The organism is Clostridium bowmanii (assembly GCF_018861315.1).
GTDB lineage: Bacteria > Bacillota > Clostridia > Clostridiales > Clostridiaceae > Clostridium_AD > Clostridium_AD bowmanii.
The window spans coordinates 1-25,255 of the sequence record NZ_JAHLDL010000036.1 but is presented as its reverse complement, the minus strand read 5'-3'; the positions used below and the strand labels follow the sequence as shown (position 1 = coordinate 25,255).

Sequence of the window (25,255 nt, the reverse complement as noted above, 5' to 3'; positions counted from 1 at the left end):
AGTTAGAGTCAGAAGATGTAGGAAGAGCTTGGCTTAATTATTCAAGAGAAGGAATAGGTATGTTTTGGTGGGGCGGATATGGAGTAAGCACTGAACATACAGCTTATCTCAATTTAAAAAATGGTTTTAAAGTACCATACTCTGGGTCAGAAAGAGTAAATGGTAAGATATTAGCAGAGCAAATTGGGGGACAAATATTTATAGATACTTGGGTTATAATTTTGAAGTTTTGGTTAAAGAGGATAAAATATACTTTTATATAAATGGGGAAGAGTTAATTTGCCATAGGGATGATAAATTCAAATACGGAATGTTTGGATTTAGTAGATTAGATTCAGGAAGAGCTTATTTTAAAGCTATAGAGGTAGAAGAGTTATAAAATTATTATAATACTATACAAACAGACCCTAATATGGTAAAATATTTCAAACGGTGAGTGTGCCTATGTATTGTTAGCGGCACAGGGAATTTTTATCCTACACGTATAGCTATTAGTTAAGCCTTGCGGAGTCACTTTTAAGTGATTCTTTGCGGGGCTTTTTTTATATTAAGTAAGAGAATGTTAACACTATCTTAAGGAATAAGGGGGTAGGGAAATGGATTATTCAAAAAATATAAAAACTTATTATTTTTATTCAACCTTTGCAGAATTATTAATATTAGGTCCTATATTAGTGCTATTTTTAATTGCAAAGGGGTTATCATTTACTGAAATAATGGTACTTCAATCTATTTCTGCCATAGCTGTAGTTTTATTCGAAGTGCCAACGGGAGCCATGGCAGATAAGATTGGTCGAAAAGAAAGTATACTTATAGGAGCATTTCTATGGGCTATAAGTCTTGGGTTTTATGTAGTTGGTAAAAGTTTTACTATGTTTATATTAGCAGAAGTTATTTTTAGTTTAGGCGCAACTTTCAAATCTGGTGCCGACAACGCGCTAATATATGATTCTCTAAAAGTAATGGGAAGAGAGAAGGAATTTCAAAGCATAGAAGGAAAAGCCAGATCTTTCGCACTCTATGCACAGGCAGTAGGGTCAATAATTGCTGGATTTGTGTATGAAGTTAATAAAAATCTTCCGTTTTTAATTTCAGTAGTGTTTATGTTAGTAACCATTATTATAACGTTAAGATTTAAAGACCCCCCAATAGAAGGTAAAGTGGGTAAATACGGTATAAATTATATGGAGCAAATAAAAGAAAGTGGCAAATTTATAATATCTCATGAGAAAATTAAAGCAGTAATAATTTTTACTATGATGTTTTTTATTTTTTATAGAACAGCATTTTTTTATTATCAACCTTATATGGAAGCTGTAAAGATACCTGTAAGATATTTTGGTATAATATTTTTTGTTTTTAATATAACTGCAGCCTTTGCTTCAAAGCGAAGTCACTGGATTATGGATAAAACTAAACCTAAAACTTTAACTTTTATGGCTGTGTTAATGATAATATCCTTTGTACTTATGGGGGTAACGAAGGTATGGTTTGGCGTGTTTGCAATATTATTTCAGCAGGTTGCAAGAGGAATATATAGGCCGGTTACTACTAAATATTTAAATAAACACATACCCTCTGATAAACGGGCAACTGTTCTTTCCTTTCAAAGTTTAGCTTGTAATTTGTCAGTAGCCATAGCCTTTCCGCTAATGGGGGTATTAAAGGATCATGAAGACATATTTACGACTCATATGGTGATGGGAATTGCTATGATCATATTGACGGTGCTTACTATGAAATATATGAATGGGAGGCTTGGGCTTAACAAAAAATCGCAAATGCTGGATGTATGATTAGGTTAACCTCTAAAAATGTTAATTAATAAATCCCTTACATTATTTTTTATGTAAGGGATTTATTTTATCTGTTACTATTAATTTTATTGTATCTGTTAAGTCAATCTTTTGTTTGATTTGAACGTGAGGATAGGCACTTTAAGCTATTTTAATTAGGATCAATATTTAATACCGTTTTTTCAGGAAATGGAGAAGTTTTAGAACGTGTTGTTATTATAAAATCATATCTTGCCCCAAGTGGTGAGGTTATCGGAATAACTGAAGTAATAGTTATTCTTCTCATAGTACCCGGTGCAAGGTTCTTCATTATATCTAAATCAGCAGAATAGAGAGTATTAGCTAAGACATCTGTTACTTTAACATTATTTATACTAAGAGTATATGAAATTGATACCGAATTGATTTTTAAAGTATAATCATCATATCCCCCACCGGTATTTTCAAACAAATTTGTTATAGTGGCTGTATACCCCGGCTGAGTTACTTGGAAGGATGTTGAATCATTTATCTTATTAGATGTTGGTAAAAGTGATACTCCAGGAGAAATACTAAAAGTAAGTGCATCGCTCTTCTCACCACTATAAAATTTTGTGGAGATGTCATTATAGTATTGCACTGCCACAGCTTGCGTTGTAATTGTACTACCTGATTTAAGGTTTGATAAGGGAGAGACTGTAAAAGAAATCAGACCAGAAATACTTTTATCTAAAATTGGTATTGATACAACTATTTTTTTATTAACACTGTCATAAGCTGCGGTGCATAGAAGAGTGGTATTAATAGAATTAAAGAAAAAATTGTTGCCTAATGGAATGTCAACTTTACCATTTACAAGCGAAATAGAACTATTATTTAAAAATGTTAAAGTGAATTCCATAATAGAAGTAGTATTAATATTTCCGTTTTGAGTATAGATTATAGAAGTAGTGAGATCCTTTGCACTTAAATTTAAAACTATATTAGGGTGATTTATTGTCACAGAAAGATTCTTACTAATGGTAATATAAGCTCCACTTAAATTTTGCTTATATAGAACTTGATAATTGTTTGTCTGAAGCGAGGTTGTAGCTCCAATGGATTTATTAGAATTTGTGATTTTGCAAGTTAAAATATAGGTTATTGTCTTTGCCTGGCTAAGAGCATCAATAAATCCTTCGCTAGGAAAAGTCGCAGAATTTCCTGACACAGTTGGAGTTATCGCAATCCCATTTCTGTATGCTGGTCCTGTATAACTCTGCCCACCACTTGGTAAGTTATCTTTCACATAAGCATCATAAACTAAAGTTCCTTGTGGAATGGTCATAATAATAGTATAGGTAATGCTTGAATTAACCTTGAATAAAGAAGAATTATTTGATTTTGTTAGTGTAATAGTTGGTGCAAGTATAGTGACTAAAGCACTTTTATTTTGATTTGTATATTGATAACTTGCTGGATCATCAAGTTGTGAGTATGGATTTGTATTTGCTGCCGTTGTTATAATAGTAATGCCTGGTGCAAGATTATTATTTATAGTTACATTATAATTTAATGTTAAACTTTGCCCTGGGGCCAATTTATTTATATATAGTTGAACACCAAGTGCATCTATATAAGGAGTTTTATAGCTACCTGTTCCAGTAACATTAATAAAACTTTGGTTAAGTGTAAACCACTCGGACAAACTATCTGTAAGTTGAAAATTAAAAGCATCTGTTTCTACTGCTAAAGTATTAGTATTTGTTATCTTAACAGTATAGTAATAGATTTCTCCCGCTTTTATAGAAGATGGGTTTGCACCAGTGACTGTTTTTGTTAATTGTATATTTGGAGTTCCTATATTTATCAGTACTTGCGATCTACTACTATAAGCAGACCCCTCCGTATTACTTCCACTAAGTTTAAATAGATTATTATTTTGGCTAGGCGACCCTAGTATTTTTATTGGAACTTTGAAGGTAATTGTAATTAATGATTTTCCAGGAACATCTCCATAATTAAAGCTTACTCCATGAGGATCAGTTAATAGTGGAGTAAGTCCAAAGGGTTTATATCCAGTAAAGGAATATATAATATTATCTATAGGGTCAGCTGAAAGTGGGAAAAAATCATCTAAGAATACTTGCTTTTGCATAGCTATTAAGGTGCTAGTATCGTAGGTTAATTTATATTCTGCTAAATCGCCTGGTGCTAAAGTGTTAAAAGTTTTTGCAACACCATTTTGGTAGTAGCCCTTTAAAAAGGTTTTTGTTATTTTACCAATACTTATACTACAACTTGCAGATGCATTATCTGTAACGGTGCTTAAAAGTTGAATTAGAGTTCCAGAAATATTTGCGATGCTTCTAAAGATATCAAAAGCAACCACCGGTAATGGTATAGTGCCATTTAACTTATATCTATAATAACTATCTACTTTAGCATTTATGGTTACAGTATTTTGAGAGTTACTTATAGCTAAGGGGAAATTATAAATTAATTCAAAACCCTTAAGAGTAGGGTTCTCTATGGCAGAGGTAGGTGGCGAGGAACTAGATACGTAGCTAATTCCATCTGGCAATAGATAATTGACTAAAATATTTTTAATATCATAATATTGACATACAGAATATACATAGGTAAATTGTATACTTTGTTGTACATCCGTTGTAACTTTATTTATCGAGGTCGTAATAATTAGGTCCATAGCATTAAAACTAACATCATTACTCACACTATCTTCCGTAGAAATCATAGTAATAAGAAGTTTAAATGTGGTTCCGTGATATATTAAAGTTCCTGTATTATCATTATATTTTTTCCATACTGCATAATTAAAATTTACTATAGTATTACTACTTAATGATAATACTACCGCGCCAAAATAAACTTGAGTATATAATTTATTATTAATAAGCACAGTACTAATAGTAGGATTTTTAAAAAGACTAGCATCAGTACCAGAAGTAGATATATTACCAATATACCTTATACCATCGGGAAGAAGTATAGTTACATTTACAAGGGAGGTGCTAATAGTATTGTTAGTTAAATTGCAATTTGCAGTATATACATTAGAGTAGTCATTTAATAATATAGAAGTTCCTGCCCCTTTGAGCACTTTTGAAGGAGTTCCAATTGTGCTATAAAATCTTACTGATTTAAAGCTCATTACAACACCGTTTGTAATTTTTTGATTTCCAATATCATAAATTCCCCTTGGCATAGTATCTACCTTACAATTTACAATAAATCCATTGAAAATATATCCAAAAGGAATAGTTATGCCATTTATAAATTTTGTTCCGGATTTTACAGTTACATTAAAAGTATAATTAACTTCTAAAGGTGCTAAATCTTTTAAATTTACCCAGGAATAAGAATACCCACCATCAGGATTTTTTACTGAGGATGTGATGCTTTGAGAGGCAGTACTAACTGTTAATCCATCTGGTGTAGTTATAAATATAGTTAAATTATATAATTTAATATTTGTACTAAGATTTTTTATACTTATTGTAAAACTATTTGTACCACCTAAAATCAGTGGAACATTGACAGTTTTATCTATAGAAACATTTAAAATGTCTGAAGCCATAATATCTCCCCTTAATTTTATAATAGTCTTTGCTACAATATAATATATTCCCATATATTCGTTACTGTTCGATATTTCTCTGTCTTGTCACCATTTAGCAGAGCACTCATAAAATAGTATTGAATAAATATCAATTATTCAATACTATTTTTTTATCATGCTTTCATTGCTATGATAATAAGGAGGCTAATAAGATTGACACTAATTAATCGTTTTTCAGCCATTGATAAGGCCATTATAAATGCTACTGGAAATAGTTTAGTAATTTGCGGTAACTCCACAACTATAGATGATAACACGTCTGATATGATAACAGTCGCTGGTGGTACTACAAGAAATTGGGCAGCATCTGGTAGTAATGGGACTATAAGTATTCTGGGAGATAGTACAATACTTTATGCAGAATTAATATGGTATTCTACTGTTAAATCTGATGTTCCAGGGTCATTAGATGTTAGAAGCATTCAAGATAACCCTATAACATTTACTACACCTCTTGGTGTAAATCAAATTTCTCCACAAAATACAGAAAGTTATACAGATGTATCTGGTAATATTGATAGATTTAGAAGCACAGATATAACAAATATAATTAAGGCATCTTTAGGTGGAACCTATACTGTATCAGCTGTTCCAACTAGTTTGCCAGCAGTAGGTTTATCATCTACTAGAGCTGGGTGGACATTAACTGTTATATATAGAAATGATGTTTTTGTTCCAAAGAAAATAATTTTTTTATCTGGAATAGAACCTGCTACTAACAGTAATCCATTTCAAACAACAATTACAGGATTTGCCACTTCTAGTGATGAAAATGATTTAAAGGGTAATATAATTTTTGCTTGTGCAAATGGACAGCCTCTTAAAGGAGTAGAAACTTTAAAAACTGGTCCCTCATTTGCAAATTTAACAGTAGAGGGAAATCCTGTTGGAGCCCCAAATCCAAATCCAGGAACTTCTCCAAACAATCCTTATAATAGCTTTTTTCCTGGACAAATTAATATCTGCAATCCAATAGATGCTAATGTAGGCCTTATTAATATTAGTGGTACAAATGGAACTAAGAATCATGATGGGTTTGTTCCTACTCAAGTTACGGGGGGAAGAAATAAGTGGGATCTAACAAATATAAACTTTAGTAATTCTTTAGTTACAAATCAGAATCAGTTAGCGATACAGTTAACTGAAAGTGGAGCTATTGATGGTGTTATGATTGTTGAATCTGGTACTTCTGTAAATGCAGTAGCTCCAGATATAGTTGTAGATTTTAATATTTATGACCCCGATGGAAAGAGCGCAAGTAAAGTCCAAGTTGGAGAGCAATTAATATATTCAGTAAAAGTAAGCAACAGTGGTAAAAGTGCTGCAAATAACTTTATTTTATCTACCATATTGGATCCTGCCTGTTCTTATATTCCAAATTCCTTCACGGTAAATGGGGTGGTAAGTCCAGGAGCAGATATAGCAAAGGGTGTTAACATTGGAACCATTGAACCAACTGGAGTAGCAAATGTTCTTTTTTCAGTAAGAGTAAACTCTCTTCCTGTGAGTAAAACTATAAAAGGATATGTAGACTACAATTATTCATTTGTATCTGGATCAGGATCACCTACCACAACCAATTATGGAACGTCAAAAGTTATAACTATAGATGTAATTACAGCAACAATATCCGTAGTAAAAATATCTTCTGCTCAAACCGCATTAGTTGGAGATAGAATAAATTATACTATTGATATAAAAAATACTGGTACGGTCCCAGTAACAAGTGTTTTATTTCAAGATGTTATAAGTAAGTATAGCTCTTTTGTTACAGGAACTGTATCTATAGATGGAAAATCAGATCCAAGCTTAGATCCTAATATCGGATTTTCACTTTCTGATTTACCTGTTAGTGGTTCTATAAGAATAATATTTTCGGTAGATATTTTATCATTACCGCCATCAACAATAGTAGATAATTCAACTAAAGTTACATTTACTACTATTAATCCCGCTTTTCCTTTCCCTATAACAAGAACTATATTAAGTAATATATTGCCAATTCAAATACAATTTACAGATATTGTTGCCAAAAGATGCACTAGCAACGACTACCCTAAGGTAGGTGAAATTGTTACCTATAACTTAAATTTAACGAATATAGGTAATATAACGGCTACAAATGTAAATGTAATTGAGCCACCTGTTTATGGTCAAACATTTGTAACTGGAACAGTTACCATAAATGGTGTACCAAAACCTACTTTAAATCCTTTTACTGGCTTCGTTATAAATTCAATTCCAGCACAGCAATCCACTGATATTCAGTATCAAATGTTATTAAATGCTGTAAATCCCAATAAAGTTATAGAAAATACTGCTAACGTGCCATTTAGATATCAAGTTCAACCAGGCTCACCGGAGATTGATGCAGAAATAAATTCTAATACAGTAACTACAATAGCAAATTTTGTGAAAGTAGATATTATTGAAACAGTAGATAAACCTTATGCTACAATAGGGGACATTTTATATTACTCAGTGGAGATAACTAATTCAGGAAATATAGATGCCTTCAATACTATATTTTTATCTAAAATACAAAATGGAACCTCTTTTATACCCGGTACTGTTGCTATAAATGGAGTTATACAACCTGGTTTAAATCCTAGTGTTGGGTTTAGCGTGGGAACAATATGCCTGGGCAACACAATTGTAGTAACGTACCAAGCCTTAGTTAATAGTGTTCCAATTCCTAATGTTGTTCTTAATAATTCTGAGCTTGTTTATTCTTATAAGCCAGACCCAAATGGCGTTAGCATCACTACAACAGCAACAGGTAATACAGTTCAAACTATAATTAATGTTGTGAGCTTTACTTTTACAAAGACTGTAGATAAAGATTATGGAGTAGTAGGTGATTTTATGTCTTACTCTACGTATATTGTAAATACAGGTACTGTAACCTTAAGAAATGTTAAATTTGCAGATGATTTGTCTTCATATTTAAGATTCTATTCAGAGACAGTTTTTATAAATGGAATTAATTATCCAGGTTATGACGTTAGAACCGGGTTTATTATTGGTGATTTAAATCCAGGAGATACTTTTAGAATATCATTTGGTGTAAGTGTAATTGCAGTACCACCTTCAGGGGTTATTGCAAATACAGCAGATATGGTTTACACTTATCAGCTAAGTCCGAGTGGCGAAGTTATAACAGATAGTTCAAAATCAAATGAAGTTAGAACAAATATTGTTAATGGTGATTTAAAAGTAACAAAATATGTAAATAAAACTTATGCTACCCTTGGTGATACTTTAACTTATTCTTTTAATGTATCCAATATAGGTAATGTAACAGCTACAAGTACAAACTTTTTTGATGTTATTCCTATAGGGGCTAGTTTTATACCAGGTACGGTTATAATTAATGGCTTGTCAAAACCAATCTATAATCCAGAGCTTGGATTCGCTTTAGGCTCACTTACAGCAGGTCAGGTAGTTTCTTTAAGTTTTAATACACTAGTAAATTTTGTGCCATCACCTAATACTCTTATAAATAACGGTTCCGTAATATTTGATTATCTATTTAATTCTTCGGCACCACCAATAAGCAAAACAATAACTAGTAATAATGTTACTACAGTGGTAAATGTGGCTGCGATAACTTTCACAAAAGCAGTGGATCTAGCGTTTGCAACAATAGGAGACGTATTAACCTATACACTGCGAGCTACTAATACAGGTACTGTGGATTTAAATAATGTTATATTTAAAGATATAATTCCAAGTGCAGCTATCTTTAATGCAAATTCTGTAGTGATTGATAATGTTTCAAAACCTGGCCTTAATCCGAATATTGGTTTTAGCATAGATAGTATACCACCTAGTGGCATCAGAGTTATAACCTTTAAGGTTACTGTAATAAGTCTTCCAACTCCAAACACTATAATTAATAGTGCTACACTATCCTACAGTTATAAGATTAACTCAAGCGGAACAGAAATTACAGGAAATATAACAAGCAATACTGTAACAACCACAATAAATAATGCTTCTGTTACAAATACCAAAACTGTAGATAAACTATATGCAACGGTTGGTGATACCTTAACCTATACTTCAGTTATAAAGAACACTGGTAATATTAATTTGATAAATACACTTTTTACAGATTTAACTCGATTAAATACTACTTTCATATTAGGGTCTGTAAAGATTAATGATCAAGCTCAGGCAAATTTGAATCCAAATACTGGGTTTACACTTGGCACTATAATTCCAACTCAGTCAGTTTCAGTAGAATTTAAGGTAACTGTTAGTAGTGTTCCACTTACTGGTTTTGTAACAAATAATTCACTCCTAAATTACGACTATAATATAGACCCATCAGGAATCGTAATTATTGGGAATGTAACAAGTAATACCGTAACCACCTTTATTAATTTAGGAAATTTAACTATAACTAAAGCTGCTAATAGAACATTTGCAAGAGTAACAGATGTTGTAAAGTACAATTTTGTAATAACCAATACAGCAAATACTGTGTTACAAAATATGTCCTTCATAGATATTATTCAAACTGAATCCTCATTTAATACAGATTCCGTGTTTGTAAATGGAATTAATCAGCCATTATTTAACCCGAATTTTGGCTTTTTATTAAGTGATATAGGAATTGGTCAATTTACAACTATAGAATTCACAGTGACGGTAAATTCAATACCAACTAGTGGATTACTTCTAAATACAGGTTCTGTAACCTTCTCATACTATGTTGATCCATTAGGTACACCAACAACAAAGACAATAACTTCTAATCAAACCACAGTTAACGTAAATGATACTATTGTTTCTGCTACTAAGGCAGTAGATAAAACTTTAGCAAAAATTGGGGATGTATTAGCTTACTCCTTTATTCTTATAAACGAAGGTAATACACCTGCTTTAAATGTGGTTTTTACAGATTTACTAAACAGTAACATTTTATTTAATGCAGGCTCGGTAATTATTAATGGGACTCCTAGCCCGCTTGTCAATCCAAACCTAGGATTTTCATTACCAGATTTAGCATCATTTGGAACTACTACGGTTTCTTTTAATGCCACTGTTCTAACAAGGCCCACAAATAACGTTGTACCCAATTTTGCAACTATAGACTATCAATATAGAGTTGATCCACTACAACCATTAATTCCAGTAAGCATAACTACCAATACTGTTTTCACCAATATTGCTGTTGGTGAAATTACTGTTACAAAATTTGCAAGTAAAGTATACTCTACTGTTAACGACACCATAGTATATACATTGAGTATAAAAAATACAGGTTCTGTTAATGCAACAAATATGGTATTTAAAGATTTAGTTCCAGGTAGTAGCTCATTTATTCCTGAAACGGTGTTAGTAAATGGTGTAATACAAAATCGTTACGATCCAAATGTAGGTTTTCCATTACCTGATTTAATTCCAAATGCAATAAACCTAGTTAGCTTTGCAATTAAGGTAGATTCATTACCTGCAAGCGGAACTATTATTAACACTGCGGCAGTAACTTTTAGTTATAAGCTTACCCCAATAGATCCAACAGTAACTATCACTACAAACTCTAATAGTGTAACAACCTTCATTAATTTAGGAAAACTTGTTATTACTAAATCTGTTGATAAAGCTTATGCTACACTTGAAAATATGTTGGCTTATACTATCACACTTCAAAATGTAGGTAGTGTACCAACTTCAAATATTTTCTTCCAAGATATTATAAAGTCAGATACATTATTTAACAGTGGATCTGTGGTTATAAATGGTGTAAGTAGTCCAAATTTAAATCCTAACACAGGATTTAATTTAGCAGATATACCACAAGCTGTAATAACTACTGTTTCATTTACTGTAACAGTAAAATCTGTTCCGTTAAATTCAATTATTTACAATACTGCAAATGTAAATTACAGTTACTATGTTGATCCTAGCGACCCATTAATAAATGCCTCAGATCAGAGTAATACTGTTGCAACCCAAATAAACTTAGGTAAGCTCACAGTTACTAAAGCGGTAAGTTTAGCCTATGCAACGCCTGGTGATACTTTAGATTATACTGTTAATGTAGTAAATTCAGGAAATGTGCCGGTAGCATCAGTAAACTTTAGAGATGTTATTCCTACCGGGGCAACCTTTGTACCAGATTCTGTTACAATAAACGGTGTTATTAAGCCGGGGTATGATCCATTTGATTCCTTTACTTTAGGTACAATAAATGCTGGTGATTCTGTTAAGGTTGGGTTTAAAGCTATTGTAACATCTGTTCCAGTTCCATCACTGATTGCAAATACGGCAAATGTAATATTCACTTATAGAATAAATCCATTAGGACCAGACATTATTAATCAAACGAATAGTAATACTGTAACTACTCAAACAAATTTGGGACGATTGACACTTACTAAATCAGTAGATAAAACTTATGCCACATTAAATGATATATTAACCTATACTGTGGTCATAGCTAATACTGGAGATGTCGATGCTCTGAATGCAGCATTTTTAGATGATTTACAATCAGACGTAACATTTAACACCGGTTCAGTAACTATAAATGGCCAAAGCTACGTTGACTATGACCCTAATATAGGATTCAGTCTGGGGACAATTTCTACTTTGGGAAGTCTAATAGTAGCATTTAAGGTAACAGTAACAAAAGTGCCTACCCAGATTACGGTACTAAATTATGCATTAGTAACTTTTAGTTACAAGATTGATCCAAATGGTCAAGATTATACTAAGTCTACACAATCAAATACAGTTTTAACCTATATAAGATTTGCTAGTTTACAATTAGTAAAAACAGTTGATCTAACCTATGCAACAATAGGAAACATCTTAAACTATACAATCGTTGTTACAAGTAATGGGAATACAGCTGTAAATCAACTATTTTTTATTGATATTCTTTCGAATGGAGGCACATTTAATGCTGGTTCAGTAGTTGTTGATGACATTCCTCAGCCAACTTTTAATCCAATAGTTGGATTTAATCTTCCAGATTTAGTTTCAGGAAATACCTCAACAATTAAGTTTACAGCCACGATAACATCATTACCGGTACCGCCTACAATCACTAATTATGCTACAGCTAATGGTGTTTATAAAATTGACCCAACAGGGCCTAATTATCAAATAAGTGCTACTTCAAATACTGTCTCCACGTTAGTAAATGTAGGCAATATATCTGTAGTTAAATCTGTAAATAAATTATATGCTAACGTATTAGATACTTTGACTTATACTAATACAATAACTGATACTGGAAACGTTACTGCATCTGATGTAATATTTACTGATAACCTTCAAAAGGAAGTGTCATTTATTAAAGGAACTGTAAGGATTAATGGTGTAGTGAATCCTCTACTTGATCCTACAATAGGAATTCCTCTAAATAATTTAGGACCAGCTCAGGTAGTTATAGTGGAATTTGATGTAAAAATAGATTCACTACCATTGCCGCCACTAGTTTCAAATACTTCACAAGTACAGTTCAGCTACAAAACTGATCCGAATGGATCTACTATAATAAAAACTAATTTCTCAAATACCGTAACTACGAGTGTTGTATTAGGTCAGCTTACAGCTACTAAACTTGTAGATAAATCTATTGCTACATTAGGCGATGTTCTAACGTTTACAATTAATACAATTAATTCAGGTGATGCTATTGCTAGTAATGTTATGTTTTATGATACACCTTCTGTGGGTGCAACCTTTAATTCTGGTTCGGTATTGGTGAATAACGTACCACAACTTAATTTTAACCCAACAGTGGGCTTTAGCCTTGGAGATATTGGTATTGGTAAGGTGGTAAATGTTGTATTTACCGCAACTGTAACTTCTGTTCCGGCAAGCAGTAAAGTTACTAATGAAGCCACTTTAACATTTAAGTATCTTGTAGACCCTAAAGAACCTCCTTTTAGCAAAACCACATTCTCGAACATTACCACTACGAATATTGCTCTTGGTAACCTAAGTGTAACCAAAGCAGTTGATAAGGCGTACGCTACTATAGGTGAAAACCTCACTTATACTATTGTAATTACCAATATAGGTAATGTAGATGCTACTAATGTAATTTTCTTAGACCCTACACCTGCAAATGCAGTGTTTGTAATTGGCTCAGTAACTGTAAATGGAACACCTCAGCCAACCTACAACCCAGCAGCTGGATTTCCTCTTAATACAATTAAACCAGGTGAGATAGTAACGGTGGTTTATAAAGTACAAGTAATAATTTAATATAAAAGCATCATGGCTAGCATTGTTACATTCAATGCTAGCCATTTTTTTAATTAATTACTAGAACAATTATATACTTTTAGAATAAAATAATATGAGCTACTATTTTAATATCAATTAAAAGAGGAAGTTTGATTAAAATGATTAGCAAAGATAATATATTTTTAGAGCCCATTAAACTATTGGATTATAGTGAATTGGATTATAGTAAAAAAGCACAATTTTTTACTGATTTTAACGTGGGAAAAAGTATTTGTATTCCTACAAATAATGGTAAGCCATTTATTATCTGTGATTCCGTTGCTTGTATCAATATAAGTGATTGCAAAGTAGTAGATACAATAAAAGGAACTTCACTAGAGGGACAGCATCTATCTAGTAAAAAGCTCTTAATTATGGGAACTGTAACATTTACTGTGTACTTTTATATTCCCTATATACTTGACTATTTATTTGATGTTGATGAAGAGGCTCCCTTCTCAGAGTTCATAATAGTACCTGAAGGTACAAGTGAAGATGGAATACTTAAATTAAGATACATGATTGAAGATGCTACAGCCACTCTCCTTAGCGACAATATGTTGTTTTTTAATGCTGCCATTTTTATACAATATTTAGATAATTCTTAAGGGATAATTAATATATGGAAGTAATAAATCAAAGTAGAGTGGATTTTCACTATAGGGTATCACCTTCTGGACCTATAATATGTAATACCATCTTCAGTAATATTGTTAAAACAGTAATAATGGAAAATTCGGTTGTAGCAGTAAAGAAAGTCGATAAATCTACTGCCTGCATATTCGATATTCTTACTTATAGCATCTGTATAATAAACAAGAGCATGTATTGTGTTAGCAATATTTTTTTTCGAGACCTAGTTCCCAGTGTCGAAAAGTTCATATGTAGTTCTGTAGAAGTGAATAGGATTAGGAATAAAAAGCTAGATCCAAACTGTGGATTTTATGTAGGTACTTTAGAAGCATTTTCTACATGCCTTATAACATTTAAGGTGCTAGTTTTACAGCATACAATATGTATGAAAATTAAAAATCATGCGTATATAACTTATGATTATATCTATAATTTAGAAAAAGCCCCAATAAGAGTTACAATAAAAACAAATGTAACCTTCACAACTGTTGAAAATAGACTGTTCAAACAAATTAATATTTCCAATGAATTTAAAATGTGTAATTCATGCGTTCACAATAAAAATATAGTTAACATTTCTACTAAAGTAAATGTAATGAAAACAAAAATTTTAACTACTCCTAAGGGGATTTCAGAGGAAGGTGTCTACTTATCAGGTTATAAAATACTGATTATGGGAGTTGTGGAGTATAGCATAGCTTACATTAATAAAAAATATTCCCGAATTTGTTGCAAAAAGTTCATTAGTGGATTTTCAACTTCTCTAGTTGTACCAGAGGGGATTTATTATTCTAATAAGCCGGATTTTCATATAACTATAGAAAGTACAGTAATTACACCTTTAAAAACCAGAGGATTTAAAGTAGATTCCACCATTTTAATATCGTTGATTTAGAGCATGTACACTTATCTTAGTTTTTCATATTATAAATATGATTAATACATTAGTTTAATCATATTGGAGTGGAATGATAGTTGAGTGATATTAGTGGCTTAACAGGAGGATAAACGAATCTGTTAAGTCACACTTTTTGACAATTATACTTGCTAATTCGTATGAGGTAATGTAATATTTTTCTTAACAAGACAGTTATTTAACTTTGGATTTCTAATTAAAATAAATATTATCAAGAGGGGAGTAACATGAATTTATCTACTATTGTTTTAATACTTATATACGCATTTAATATTATATCTGTTTTAACACTAATTTTTGTTAAACGAAGTGATACCAGAGTTATATTTGCTTGGCTTTTAGTATTCTTTTTTCTACCTTATGTGGGGGTTATTTTATATTTCCTTTTTGGCAATAAATACAGAATGCGTGTTATGTCAAAAAAATATGGTATGAATGAAATCGAAGAAAAGCACAATAAAGCTCTTGATAAACAAATTCATGATATCGCAAGAAATAAAATACAATTTAAAGAAGTAGAAACTGAAAAGTACATAGATTTAATAACATTGAACTCAAAAAATGCAATGAGTTATTTTACTCAAAATAACAATGTAGAACTTTTAATAAGTGCAGAGCAAAATTTTTCTCGCATGTTTGAAGATATTAAAAATGCTACAAAAAGTATTGAAGTACTCTATTACATATTTAAAGCAAAAGATAATGTTGGTAGTGAATTCCTTTCTATTTTAATAGAAAAGGCAAGTAAGGGAGTAGAAGTAACACTAATATATGACACTATTGGTTCTTTACATACTCATAAGAGTGAGTTTAATGGCTTAAAAGAAGCTGGGGGACACGTATACAGATTTTTGCCTTCATTGTTAAAAAGTTTTATGTTTGTCAATTATAGATTGCATAGGAAGATAGTTATTGTTGATGGGGAAATTGCTTATACTGGTGGAATTAATGTGGGAGACGAATATTTTGGCTTGAAAAAGATAAATAAACCTTGGAGGGATACAAATATACGGTTGACCGGGAACAGTGTACTATCACTTCAAACAAGGTTTTGGACTGATTTGGTATTTTTGCAAAATCAAAGCTTTAGAAAGAAGAATAAAGCTAAACTGATGTTTGATGAAAAGTTATTAAAAAGTATGTATACTCCAATTGAAGAAGGAAATTTAGGAGTACAAATAATTTCAAGTGGACCAAGTACTAAAAATGACACTATAAAAGATGGTTATGTTAAAATGATTACTTCTGCAAAAAAGTATTTATATATTCAGACACCATATTTTATTCCAGATAAAACCATATTAGAATCCTTAAGGCTTGCTGCAGCGTGTGGTGTGGATGTTAGAATCATGCTACCTGGTATACCTGATAAAAAATCTATTTATGCTGTTTCACTATTAAACGTTTCGAGACTCTTAGAGTGTGGTGTAAAGGTATATTTGCATTCAGGTTTTTTGCATGCAAAAACACTTGTTATAGATGATCATGTTTCTACAGTAGGCACTGCAAATATTGATATTAGAAGTTTTAGCCTTAATTATGAGGTTAATGTATTTATATATAATAATGATTTTGCAATTAAATGTCGTGATACATTTTTAAATGATGTCAAAGACTGTACAATATTCGATATTGAAACTTATGCCAAGAGGGGCTTGTGGGAAAAAGCTTATGAATCTATTTGGCGGTTTATTGCGCCAATTGCTTAAAAAGTGAACTGGGTTATGTTAAAACAACAGCACTACGTAAATAAGGCATAGAAAAGGAGGTATTGATCTCCATTTCTATGCCTTATTTCGGTAATTAGCTAATAATATTTATCAATTATTATTGACCATAATGTTCACACAATTTTTAAATATTACTACTACAAATGGAAGTTAAAGCAGAAAACAATATTCCAATTTGGTTAACAAAATTGCTTTCTGAATACAAGATATATAAAATGAGCTTCTCTAAATACGGAAAAGAATATGAGAATCTATTGTTAAGTAATAGACAATTATCATTAAATAATAAACAAATATTATTAAGAGATGCCATATTAACCATAATTGTATCATTTATCTTAGGTGCAATAATAAGTTTTACTTATATGAAAATTTCTACTAAAGGAGGATTTTCTCAGAACTTCGTTCTTACTTTGTTTATTATACCCACAGTTGTAGCTATAATTGTATTTTTGGTAGGCAGTAATGTTGCAAGAGTTTTTAGCCTGGCAGGTGCTTTGATGATTATTAGGTTTAGAAGTGTCCCTGGTGATTCAAAGGATATATCTTATGTGCTTTTTACAACCTCATCGGGACTTGCAGTAGGGGTGGGACTTTTTGGATATGGTATCTTATTTACAGCATCTCTTTGTATAATGATGTTTGCACTTAAATTTGTAAACTTTGGAGCTAATAAAACTTCTAAAAACTGCTAACTGGAACCAGTGCTACTTTGAAAGGTACGGGAGCAACAGTAAAAGATAGTAAAATCACTATAACAGCAGCAGGGGTCTATGTAATTAGTGGCAAATGGGAAAAGACATAGTGGCAGTTAATGCTGGAACTATAGCAATCGAAGCTGCTGGAGATGGAATTAAAGCCTAAAATGATACAGATGCTTCAAAAGGTTCTATAGCCCTTGAGGGAGGAACCTTTAATATAAAATTAGAAGACAGCAAAGGAAACTCAGTGGGCACAGTTACACCTACAAAGGATTATCAATCAATAGTGATCAGTTCAGATAAGATAGTAAAGGGGGCAGCATATTCACTTTACTCAGGTGCAAGCTGATACAATAAATCAAAAGCTTCAAGATGCTATGAAAAGTGCTCAGAGCAATACCGCAAAATAAACTTTTATAACATAATAAAATAGAGTGTAAGCTAATTTAGCTTACACTCTATTTACTTGGAAAAAAAATAATTGTTTGTATTACATTAATCTAAAGTCTTTGGTGAATATTGTACCTCGATTTTTTCGATTTTTCCACCTTTAGTCATAAAGACAACTTGTTCAAATATTTTTCCATATGTATAATAGGTAAAGGTTGAGCTTTTTTCTGTTTCAGTAGGTTTACCATAAGCTGCAGTGACTTGAGCCATGGTGGATTTCTCTGAAATACCTTTTGGCAATTCTAAATGAATCACTGCACCGTTGTTGTAGTATTCAACATAAGTAGCAAAACAGTTTTTTAAAGGTTCGCCCTTGTCACTATAGTTCTGAATCTGAGTTCTTAGCACCTGATTGTCTTTTCTTAATTCCACACCCACGGCACTTGATTTTGCAGCAATCACTTTACTATTATCTGATTGAAGTACCCAACCATTTTTTACGAGTTCAGCAATTGGTATTGGTAATTTATAAAGATTACCACCATATTTTACTTGAAATGAGAATAAATCCGTACCTACACTTGAAGGTGCTTTATAATTTTTAACTGCTACTGGAAGATTTGTATCAGCAGATGTAGATGTAGTTTTTTCAGGCTGTACTAAATTTTCTAGTTCAATACTATATACCTTCTTCATATTAGTATCAAATGAAATCTCATAATTTGAATATGTACCAGATTTATATGTTAATTTAGTTATTGTATCTGATTTATATTCGTCTGTTGCTTTGCCATATGCTGCAATTACTTGAGCATATGTAGAGCCTATAGTAATTCCTTTTGCAATGGAGATGGTCGCTTGATTTTTATTTAACGAGTCTATTTTAATTCCACCAACATCGCATTTTGACACTGGTGAAACATCCATGCCAAAATTTGCTATCTGAATCATCATAGTTTGTTCACCATTCTTGGGATACTCTAGCTTATACTGATTTGGTTCTAATGTACTTTTATCAAAGTCTGTACCAACCCATTTATTTTTTCCAAAGGTAGAAAATGAAGTTGGAAGTGAATATTTGATACCATTTATTAAAACCTCATATTTATATAGATTATCAGAAATGGATCCTGATACAGGGTTTGTAGTATCCTCTGTTTTTTTGCTAGTCACACTTTCCGTTTGCTTTGGTGTTGTGGCTGCTACTGGTTTAGTAGCAACTTTTTTTTTGCAAGCTGCAAATGATAAAACTAGTACAATTAGTGATAATACTAATAGTAATTTTTTTGAAAATTTCATTATTAAACATCATCTCATTTCTTTTATTTTATTTAAGAAAGTGGCTTATTATAATAAGCTTTGACCGAAAAGTAGGCTTGGACAAAGATTATTCTACTTTTTTCGTGAGAAATCTCATATAATCGTGCAAATTTGCTTAAATATTCTTCTTAAATATCAGAAGCTAATTACTATTTTACCAATATAAATCATTAAATACAAGTAGTGTAAAAAACTTTGTTTATATATGTAATTTAAAGACGAAAAAGAGCACACTAAATATTAATATATAGTTGCGCTACAACTCGGATGTAGACTATTTATTAAGGAAAGAATATAATATATGTGAAATGATGCCCAAAACAGTCTATTAGTAATGCTCAATATTTTATGCATGAAACCTATTTGGGTATATATATATATATAGTGGGAGGTGCCATCTTGGAGTATGAGTTTAATAGCACAATAATAGAACCGTATTTGTATTCGCGTGATAGTATTATAACAGATGTTAATAAAGAATTTATTGAGTTCACAGGGTATGCATTGGGTGAATTGATAGGTAAGTCACTTATAGAAATAGGAGATATGCTAAAAATTAGTTCGCAAATACTTCTTGATAATATCAATAGTGATTATACAGGGTTTATATTTACAAAATTCCTTGAACCAAGAGAAGTGAATATAACTCTTATTAATAGTGAAATAACAAATCAAAAAGAATATGTTTTTGTTGAGAAATCAAAATCCAGGCTTAATGATAAGCTCATTTTTGTAGAACAAACATTTATTGAAAACATATCCGGTGCAGCTGTTTACAGTGTACCTGATTTAATATTGCTTAAAGCTAATGAAAGTTATCTTAATTTTCAAGGTTTATCTTTTAATAAAGAGGAAAATAGCATAGGTAAATCTATTAGAGAAATTGTAACAGGATTTGCAGGAAGCCAAATTGAAGTTATTTGGAACACTCTTCTTCAAACACAAAAGACTAGCTATTCAAAAGAATTTAAATTTGATGAGTTTGAGAGAGGAATAACTTATTGGGATTCTATACGAACACCTATATTCGAAGGCGGAAAGATTAAATACATATTTGTAACCACTTGTGAAGTTACTGAAAGGGTTTTAAAAAATCAAAGTATAGAACGACAAAACAAGATAATCCAGCAGCAGAAGGAACAGTTACAGCAACAAAACACACAACTTATTAGTATAATTGAAAACTTATCTGGGGGAGTAATGATTGTTGATAATAAAAGTGAAATTATAAGGATAAATCCAGAAGCAATAAAACTAGTTTATCAATTGGACAGAGTAAATGATTTAGCGGGTGCTTTTAAAAACACTAAAATATTTGACATGGCAGGAAATGAAATATCACTAGAAGATTTTCCTTCTCTTAGAGCTTTAAGAGGTGAAATAGTAAAAAACGTTAAGATGTTTATAAGGCAGCCTAATAATGAGTATTTTGTGGAAATTAGTTCAATTCCAATTTATAATACGAATGGAGATTTAACAATGGTAGTATCGTGTTTTCATGATATTACTGAAACAATTGAGCAGTCTAGAAAAATCGAAGAACAGAAAAAGGAATTAGAAGCTATCATAGAAAATATAGCTGATGGTATTTCTATTTTTGATAATGATGAGAAATATATATTATATAACAAATCAGAAAGAGAGATGTTTTCGCCCTTTTATGAACACACAGTTAAGACAAGTGATTGGTATAAACAAGCTGAGCTTTTTGATGCTTTAGGAGGGAAACTTGACTCGGAAAATACACCATCTCGTAGGATTATGAGGGGTGAAAAATTCAAAAATATGAGGATGGTAGTAAAACTTGCTGGTAAAACATTACAAGTAGATGTTAGTGGAACACCTATTTATGACAGTGAGGGAAAATTTACTTTAGGGGTACTTTGTAACCGAGACATGACAGACTATTTTAAACATGAAGAAGCTATAAGAAGCAGGTATGAATTCTTAAACAGGATGGTAGATACTTTTGATTTGCCTGTTGTTAGATTATCGTGTCCAGATTTAAAAATTGTGAATTTAAATAAAAATGCATTTAATATCGCTAAATTGTTCAGATCTGATATCAAATCAATCAGTGAAATAAATGGAAGTAGGATAGAATATTTGTTCGAAATATTCCAAACAACCGAATATTCCCAAATTGTTAATGAAGTGTTAAAAGAAAAGAAAACTAAGTATTTGAATAGAAAAAAATATTTGGTTAATGGGAATGAGATATATTGGAATATTATTTTTGAACCAATGCTTGAAGTAAATGGAAAACTACAAGAAATATTAATTTTAATAGTAGATGTTACAGCTGAAATAAAGTCTAATATAATTATGGAGAAAGCATTAAAATCACAGGAAGAGTTTATTGTTAACATATCCCACGAACTTAAAACACCTCTAAATGTTATATATGCAACAGTTCAGTTATTAAATATGTATTGTAATAGTGATTCATTAGAAAAATGGAAGGATTCTTTTATTAAATATATTGATTCAATGAAGCAAAATTGCTTCAGATTATCGAAACTTATTAATAACATAGTTGATTCATCAAAAATTGAAGCTGGTTTTTTCGAATTGAATTTATCAAATAATAACATAGTGGAAGTTGTAGAGGACATAGTTATGTCTGTAACTAATTTTACTAAAATCAAAGGGTTAAATATTATTTTCGATACGGATACAGAGGAAAAAATAATTAATTGTGACCCAGAAAAAGTAGAGCGGATAGTATTAAATATTATATCAAATGCCATAAAATTTTCGCATGTGGGCGGTGAAATATTAGTAGATATTAAAGATAAGAATGAATTCGTTCAAATATCAGTTAAAGATGATGGCATTGGTATTGAAGCAAATCAATTAGATGTTATCTTTGATAGATTTAAACAGGTGGATAAATCGCTATCTAGAAATGCAGAAGGTACAGGTATTGGACTCAGTTTAGTTAAAGCAATTGTAGAATTACATGGTGGTAGTATATATGTTGAAAGTGTATTTGGTAAGGGAAGTAAGTTTATAGTTATGCTTCCTTCAAAAAATGTACCTAATGGAGATGTGATGCAGAGTAATAAAATCACAGATAAAAAAGAAAGCATACAATTGGAACTTTCAGATGTTTATTAAACAAAACTGAGTGGGTGTGAGGAATGTAACCTGGTATCTGGTGGTTTATGTCGAATATTTTTACTATTTAAGAATGATTATATCAATTTAAAAAGGATATAATTTTAATAAATAAAAAAATAGGAGATATCTATGGAGGAAAAAGAAAAATTAAAACGCGCACGAAAATTAAGAGAATGGTATCCAAATGCAATGTATCATATAACATGTAGAGGAAATAGACGTAGTGATATTTTTAGAGATAATGAAGATTATCAAGTTTATATTATAATCGTAAAAGAAGCAGTGAAATTTTTAGAAAATCAATATGAAATACTAAGTTATTGCTTAATGACAAATCATGTGCATCTTCAAGTTCAAACAAAGGATAAGCATATAAAGGATTTAATGATGAGGGTCAATAGATTCTACGCAAAGTATTTTAATAATAAATATATGTATGTTGGACACCTTTTTCAGGCAAGATATGGCTCAGAACTCATAGAAGAAGATTCTTATGTTATAGAAACAAGTAGATATATACATTTGAACCCAGTAAGAGCGAAAATGGTTGAAAGGCCTGAAAATTACCGTTGGAGTAGCTATTCTGTGTATATAGGTATTGAAAAAGAAAAGTTTGTTTGTAGTAATAGAATACTATCTTACTTTAAAGACAAGAACATTGAATTGTATAAAAAATATGTTGAGCATGCAATTACTATATGATTAGTATACAGATAAAAGATAGCGAAAACTTTATTAAGGGCTTTGCTATCTTTTGTGTTTGGATAGTGGTTGAAATGGATGGGTTTTTCTTTATGGGGTACTAAACCGTATGTTCATAATATCTCTTTTGATGGTAAGCGATGGAACAAACACCGTAATGTAAATTAACCTCCCATTTGGTATACTTTGATAAAGTAATCGATGGGAGGTTTTATTTTGAGATCTACAGCTGAAGACCTGCTTCTCTGGAAGCAAATAATTAATAAAAGAACTAAAAGCGGAATGTCAGTTTCAGAATGGTGTAAAAACAATGAAATTAGCAAAGGTAAGTATCATTATTGGAATCATAAAATAAGTGAAAAACAAAATCCGGACAACGAAATGACATTTGCTGAAATCACTCCAATCCTTTCAAATGCCGACGAGGCATTAACTAATTCAGATAAATCAAATCATTTCCAGATATTTATTAAAAATATAAAGGTAACAGTTCCAAGCAATTTCAATCAAACTTCTTTAGCAGGACTAATGAAAGTTCTGCAGGAACTATGATACATCATATAGCCGATGAGGCTGATCACATATATATTGCTCTTGGTGCAACAGATTTTCGCAAGCAACAAAACGGACTTTCTGCATTGGTTTCATTAAAATTTAAACTTGATCCTTACTCTGGTAAAAGTGTTTTCTTATTCTGCAATAAGCGCCATAATTCACTTAGGGCATTACGCTGGGATCGAAATGGCTTTATTCTGGTTACAAAATTCCTTTCTGATGATATGAAATTTCAGTGGCCAAAGAATCAGGGGGAAATAAGAGATATAACAAAGCGTCAAATGGAGTGGCTTTTGGAAGGGCTACAAATTGATCAAAAAAAGGTACATAGAGAAGATGTTAATACTGAAAATATAATTTTTTAATATCATCATAAAGCTAGTAAACTAGCCGTTTTTCTGGTATAATATAGTTAATAAATTAACCGGAAAGGAGCCTTTTAAATGCAGTCTTTTGATGAAAAAAATCAACGTATTAGACAACTTGAAAATGAAAACAGAACACTGCAGGAAAAGGTGATTTTATTGGAGCACAACGTTGAGATTCTCACTCAAGCAGTGTTACATGCATCAAAACAGCGCTTTGGAGCATCGAGTGAGAAAACACCACAGGTATATGGGCAATGTTTCCTTTTTGGTGAACTAATTGATGAAATCTTAGATAAAACCGAAAATAAAGTTATAAATATTAAAGAACATAAGAGACCTGTAAGAAAAAAAGGTGACAGAGACAAGTTGATTAAAGCACTGCCACATGAGGTAATTGAATGTGTACTTAATGCTGAAGAAGCTATATGTAAAATCTGTGGCAGTGAACTTAAGATAATTGGAAAGAAAACAGTAAGATCTGAAATGGAATATATCCCAGCAAAGTTAGTAATGAAGGACTACGTCCAATATGTATACAAATGCATTGAATGTGGGAAAAATGATACTAATCCATATGATTCTATATCCTGCGCGCCTGTACCAGCACCTGTGCTTTCGCACTCTTTTGCATCGCCTTCATGCGTAGCATGGGTAATGTATCAAAAGTATATGATGTCAGTACCACTATATCGCCAGGAAAAAGATTTTAAAAGAATGGGTGCTGAACTTAAGAGAGACATGATGGCGAACTGGGTGATACGCAGTTCTGAATACTGGCTTATGCCTCTATATGAGAAAATGCACGAGCAATTGTTGAAATGCAGTGTTATCATGGGTGATGAAACAACCTGGCAGGTAAATCATGAGGAGGGGAAAAAGGCATCAAGCAAATCTTACATTTGGATACATAGAGGTGGCAACTGTGAAGGCCCTCCCATAATTTTATATAAATATACTAGTAGCCGTTCGGGTGATCATGCAAAGAAGTTCCTTGGAGGTTTTCATGGTTATCACGTAAGTGATGCATATGCTGGATATGAAAAGGTTGAAGGAATTACACGGTGTCTTTGTTTTAGTCATTATCCTAGAAATATGATTATCCGAGAAAAATTTCCGTATATTGCATAAATACACGATTTTTTGATTATCTTCTCAGATAATGGTTAT

At 31.5% G+C, this 25,255-nt stretch carries 13 protein-coding genes and 1 pseudogene; 12 read left to right on the top strand and 2 right to left on the bottom strand.

What is annotated here, in order from left to right; genetic code table 11:
• Positions 1 to 59: 59 nt before the first annotated feature.
• On the top strand, positions 60 to 263 hold the full coding sequence (locus KPL51_RS23715; protein ID WP_224854533.1) for a hypothetical protein: 204 nt from the start codon (positions 60 to 62) through the stop codon (positions 261 to 263).
• Between the two features lie 333 nt (positions 264 to 596).
• On the top strand, positions 597 to 1,796 hold the full coding sequence (locus tag KPL51_RS19055) for an MFS transporter (protein ID WP_216165063.1): 1,200 nt from the start codon (positions 597 to 599) through the stop codon (positions 1,794 to 1,796).
• Positions 1,797 to 1,947: 151 nt separating this feature from the next.
• Here KPL51_RS19055 and KPL51_RS19050 read toward each other — a convergent pair whose 3' ends face one another.
• Entirely contained in the window at positions 1,948 to 5,355 is a 3,408-nt protein-coding gene (locus tag KPL51_RS19050) for an isopeptide-forming domain-containing fimbrial protein (RefSeq protein ID WP_216165058.1), read from the bottom strand.
• Positions 5,356 to 5,550: 195 nt separating this feature from the next.
• Here KPL51_RS19050 and KPL51_RS19045 point away from each other — a divergent pair, with 195 nt between their 5' ends.
• The 5 genes from KPL51_RS19045 to KPL51_RS19025 all read left to right on the top strand — a co-directional run bounded on the left by KPL51_RS19045 (position 5,551) and on the right by KPL51_RS19025 (position 17,624).
• Positions 5,551 to 13,629, top strand: a complete 8,079-nt coding sequence (locus KPL51_RS19045) for a DUF11 domain-containing protein (protein WP_216165055.1) — start codon at positions 5,551 to 5,553, stop codon at positions 13,627 to 13,629.
• Positions 13,630 to 13,769: 140 nt separating this feature from the next.
• Positions 13,770 to 14,258, top strand: a complete 489-nt coding sequence (locus tag KPL51_RS19040) for a DUF3794 domain-containing protein (protein WP_216165052.1) — start codon at positions 13,770 to 13,772, stop codon at positions 14,256 to 14,258.
• Between the two features lie 14 nt (positions 14,259 to 14,272).
• Positions 14,273 to 15,178 (top strand): hypothetical protein, encoded by a 906-nt coding sequence (locus KPL51_RS19035; RefSeq protein WP_216165049.1) that lies wholly within the window; start codon positions 14,273 to 14,275, stop codon positions 15,176 to 15,178.
• Between the two features lie 248 nt (positions 15,179 to 15,426).
• A complete protein-coding gene (gene cls, locus KPL51_RS19030) occupies positions 15,427 to 16,908 on the top strand; it encodes a cardiolipin synthase (protein WP_216165046.1) in 1,482 nt (493 codons plus the stop codon).
• Positions 16,909 to 17,072: 164 nt separating this feature from the next.
• Positions 17,073 to 17,624, top strand: a complete 552-nt coding sequence (locus KPL51_RS19025; RefSeq protein ID WP_224854536.1) for a DUF4956 domain-containing protein — start codon at positions 17,073 to 17,075, stop codon at positions 17,622 to 17,624.
• 501 nt (positions 17,625 to 18,125) lie between these two features.
• On the opposite strand, the gene KPL51_RS19020 is transcribed toward KPL51_RS19025, so the two are convergent.
• Positions 18,126 to 19,319, bottom strand: a complete 1,194-nt coding sequence (locus tag KPL51_RS19020; RefSeq protein WP_216165040.1) for a hypothetical protein — start codon at positions 19,317 to 19,319, stop codon at positions 18,126 to 18,128.
• Positions 19,320 to 19,739: 420 nt separating this feature from the next.
• Between KPL51_RS19020 and KPL51_RS19015 the strand changes: the two genes are divergently transcribed.
• The 5 genes and pseudogenes from KPL51_RS19015 to tnpC all read left to right on the top strand — a co-directional run.
• Entirely contained in the window at positions 19,740 to 22,460 is a 2,721-nt protein-coding gene (locus KPL51_RS19015; RefSeq protein ID WP_216165037.1) for an ATP-binding protein, read from the top strand.
• Positions 22,461 to 22,592: 132 nt separating this feature from the next.
• Positions 22,593 to 23,165: a transposase gene (locus KPL51_RS19010; RefSeq protein WP_216165034.1), complete on the top strand. Its 573-nt coding sequence runs from the start codon at positions 22,593 to 22,595 to the stop codon at positions 23,163 to 23,165.
• A gap of 216 nt (positions 23,166 to 23,381) precedes the next feature.
• Entirely contained in the window at positions 23,382 to 23,717 is a 336-nt protein-coding gene (tnpA, locus tag KPL51_RS19005) for an IS66 family insertion sequence element accessory protein TnpA (RefSeq protein WP_216165031.1), read from the top strand.
• Positions 23,714 to 24,085, top strand: coding sequence for an IS66 family insertion sequence element accessory protein TnpB (gene tnpB / locus KPL51_RS19000; RefSeq protein ID WP_216165028.1), 372 nt, complete (start codon positions 23,714 to 23,716; stop codon positions 24,083 to 24,085). The genes tnpA and tnpB overlap by 4 nt, the downstream gene beginning before the upstream one ends.
• Before the next feature lie 78 nt (positions 24,086 to 24,163).
• Positions 24,164 to 25,177: pseudogene (tnpC, locus tag KPL51_RS18995) on the top strand (IS66 family transposase); the annotation flags it as partial.
• Positions 25,178 to 25,255 lie beyond the last annotated feature (78 nt).

Coding starts and splice junctions, on each gene's coding strand:
- KPL51_RS23715 (WP_224854533.1), top strand. CDS start 60: ATGTTTTGGTGGGGCGGATATGGAGTAAGCACTGAACATACAGCTTAT.
- KPL51_RS19055 (WP_216165063.1), top strand. CDS start 597: ATGGATTATTCAAAAAATATAAAAACTTATTATTTTTATTCAACCTTT.
- KPL51_RS19050 (WP_216165058.1), bottom strand. CDS start 5,355: ATGGCTTCAGACATTTTAAATGTTTCTATAGATAAAACTGTCAATGTT.
- KPL51_RS19040 (WP_216165052.1), top strand. CDS start 13,770: ATGATTAGCAAAGATAATATATTTTTAGAGCCCATTAAACTATTGGAT.
- KPL51_RS19035 (WP_216165049.1), top strand. CDS start 14,273: ATGGAAGTAATAAATCAAAGTAGAGTGGATTTTCACTATAGGGTATCA.
- cls (WP_216165046.1), top strand. CDS start 15,427: ATGAATTTATCTACTATTGTTTTAATACTTATATACGCATTTAATATT.
- KPL51_RS19025 (WP_224854536.1), top strand. CDS start 17,073: ATGGAAGTTAAAGCAGAAAACAATATTCCAATTTGGTTAACAAAATTG.
- KPL51_RS19020 (WP_216165040.1), bottom strand. CDS start 19,319: ATGAAATTTTCAAAAAAATTACTATTAGTATTATCACTAATTGTACTA.
- KPL51_RS19010 (WP_216165034.1), top strand. CDS start 22,593: ATGGAGGAAAAAGAAAAATTAAAACGCGCACGAAAATTAAGAGAATGG.
- tnpB (WP_216165028.1), top strand. CDS start 23,714: ATGATACATCATATAGCCGATGAGGCTGATCACATATATATTGCTCTT.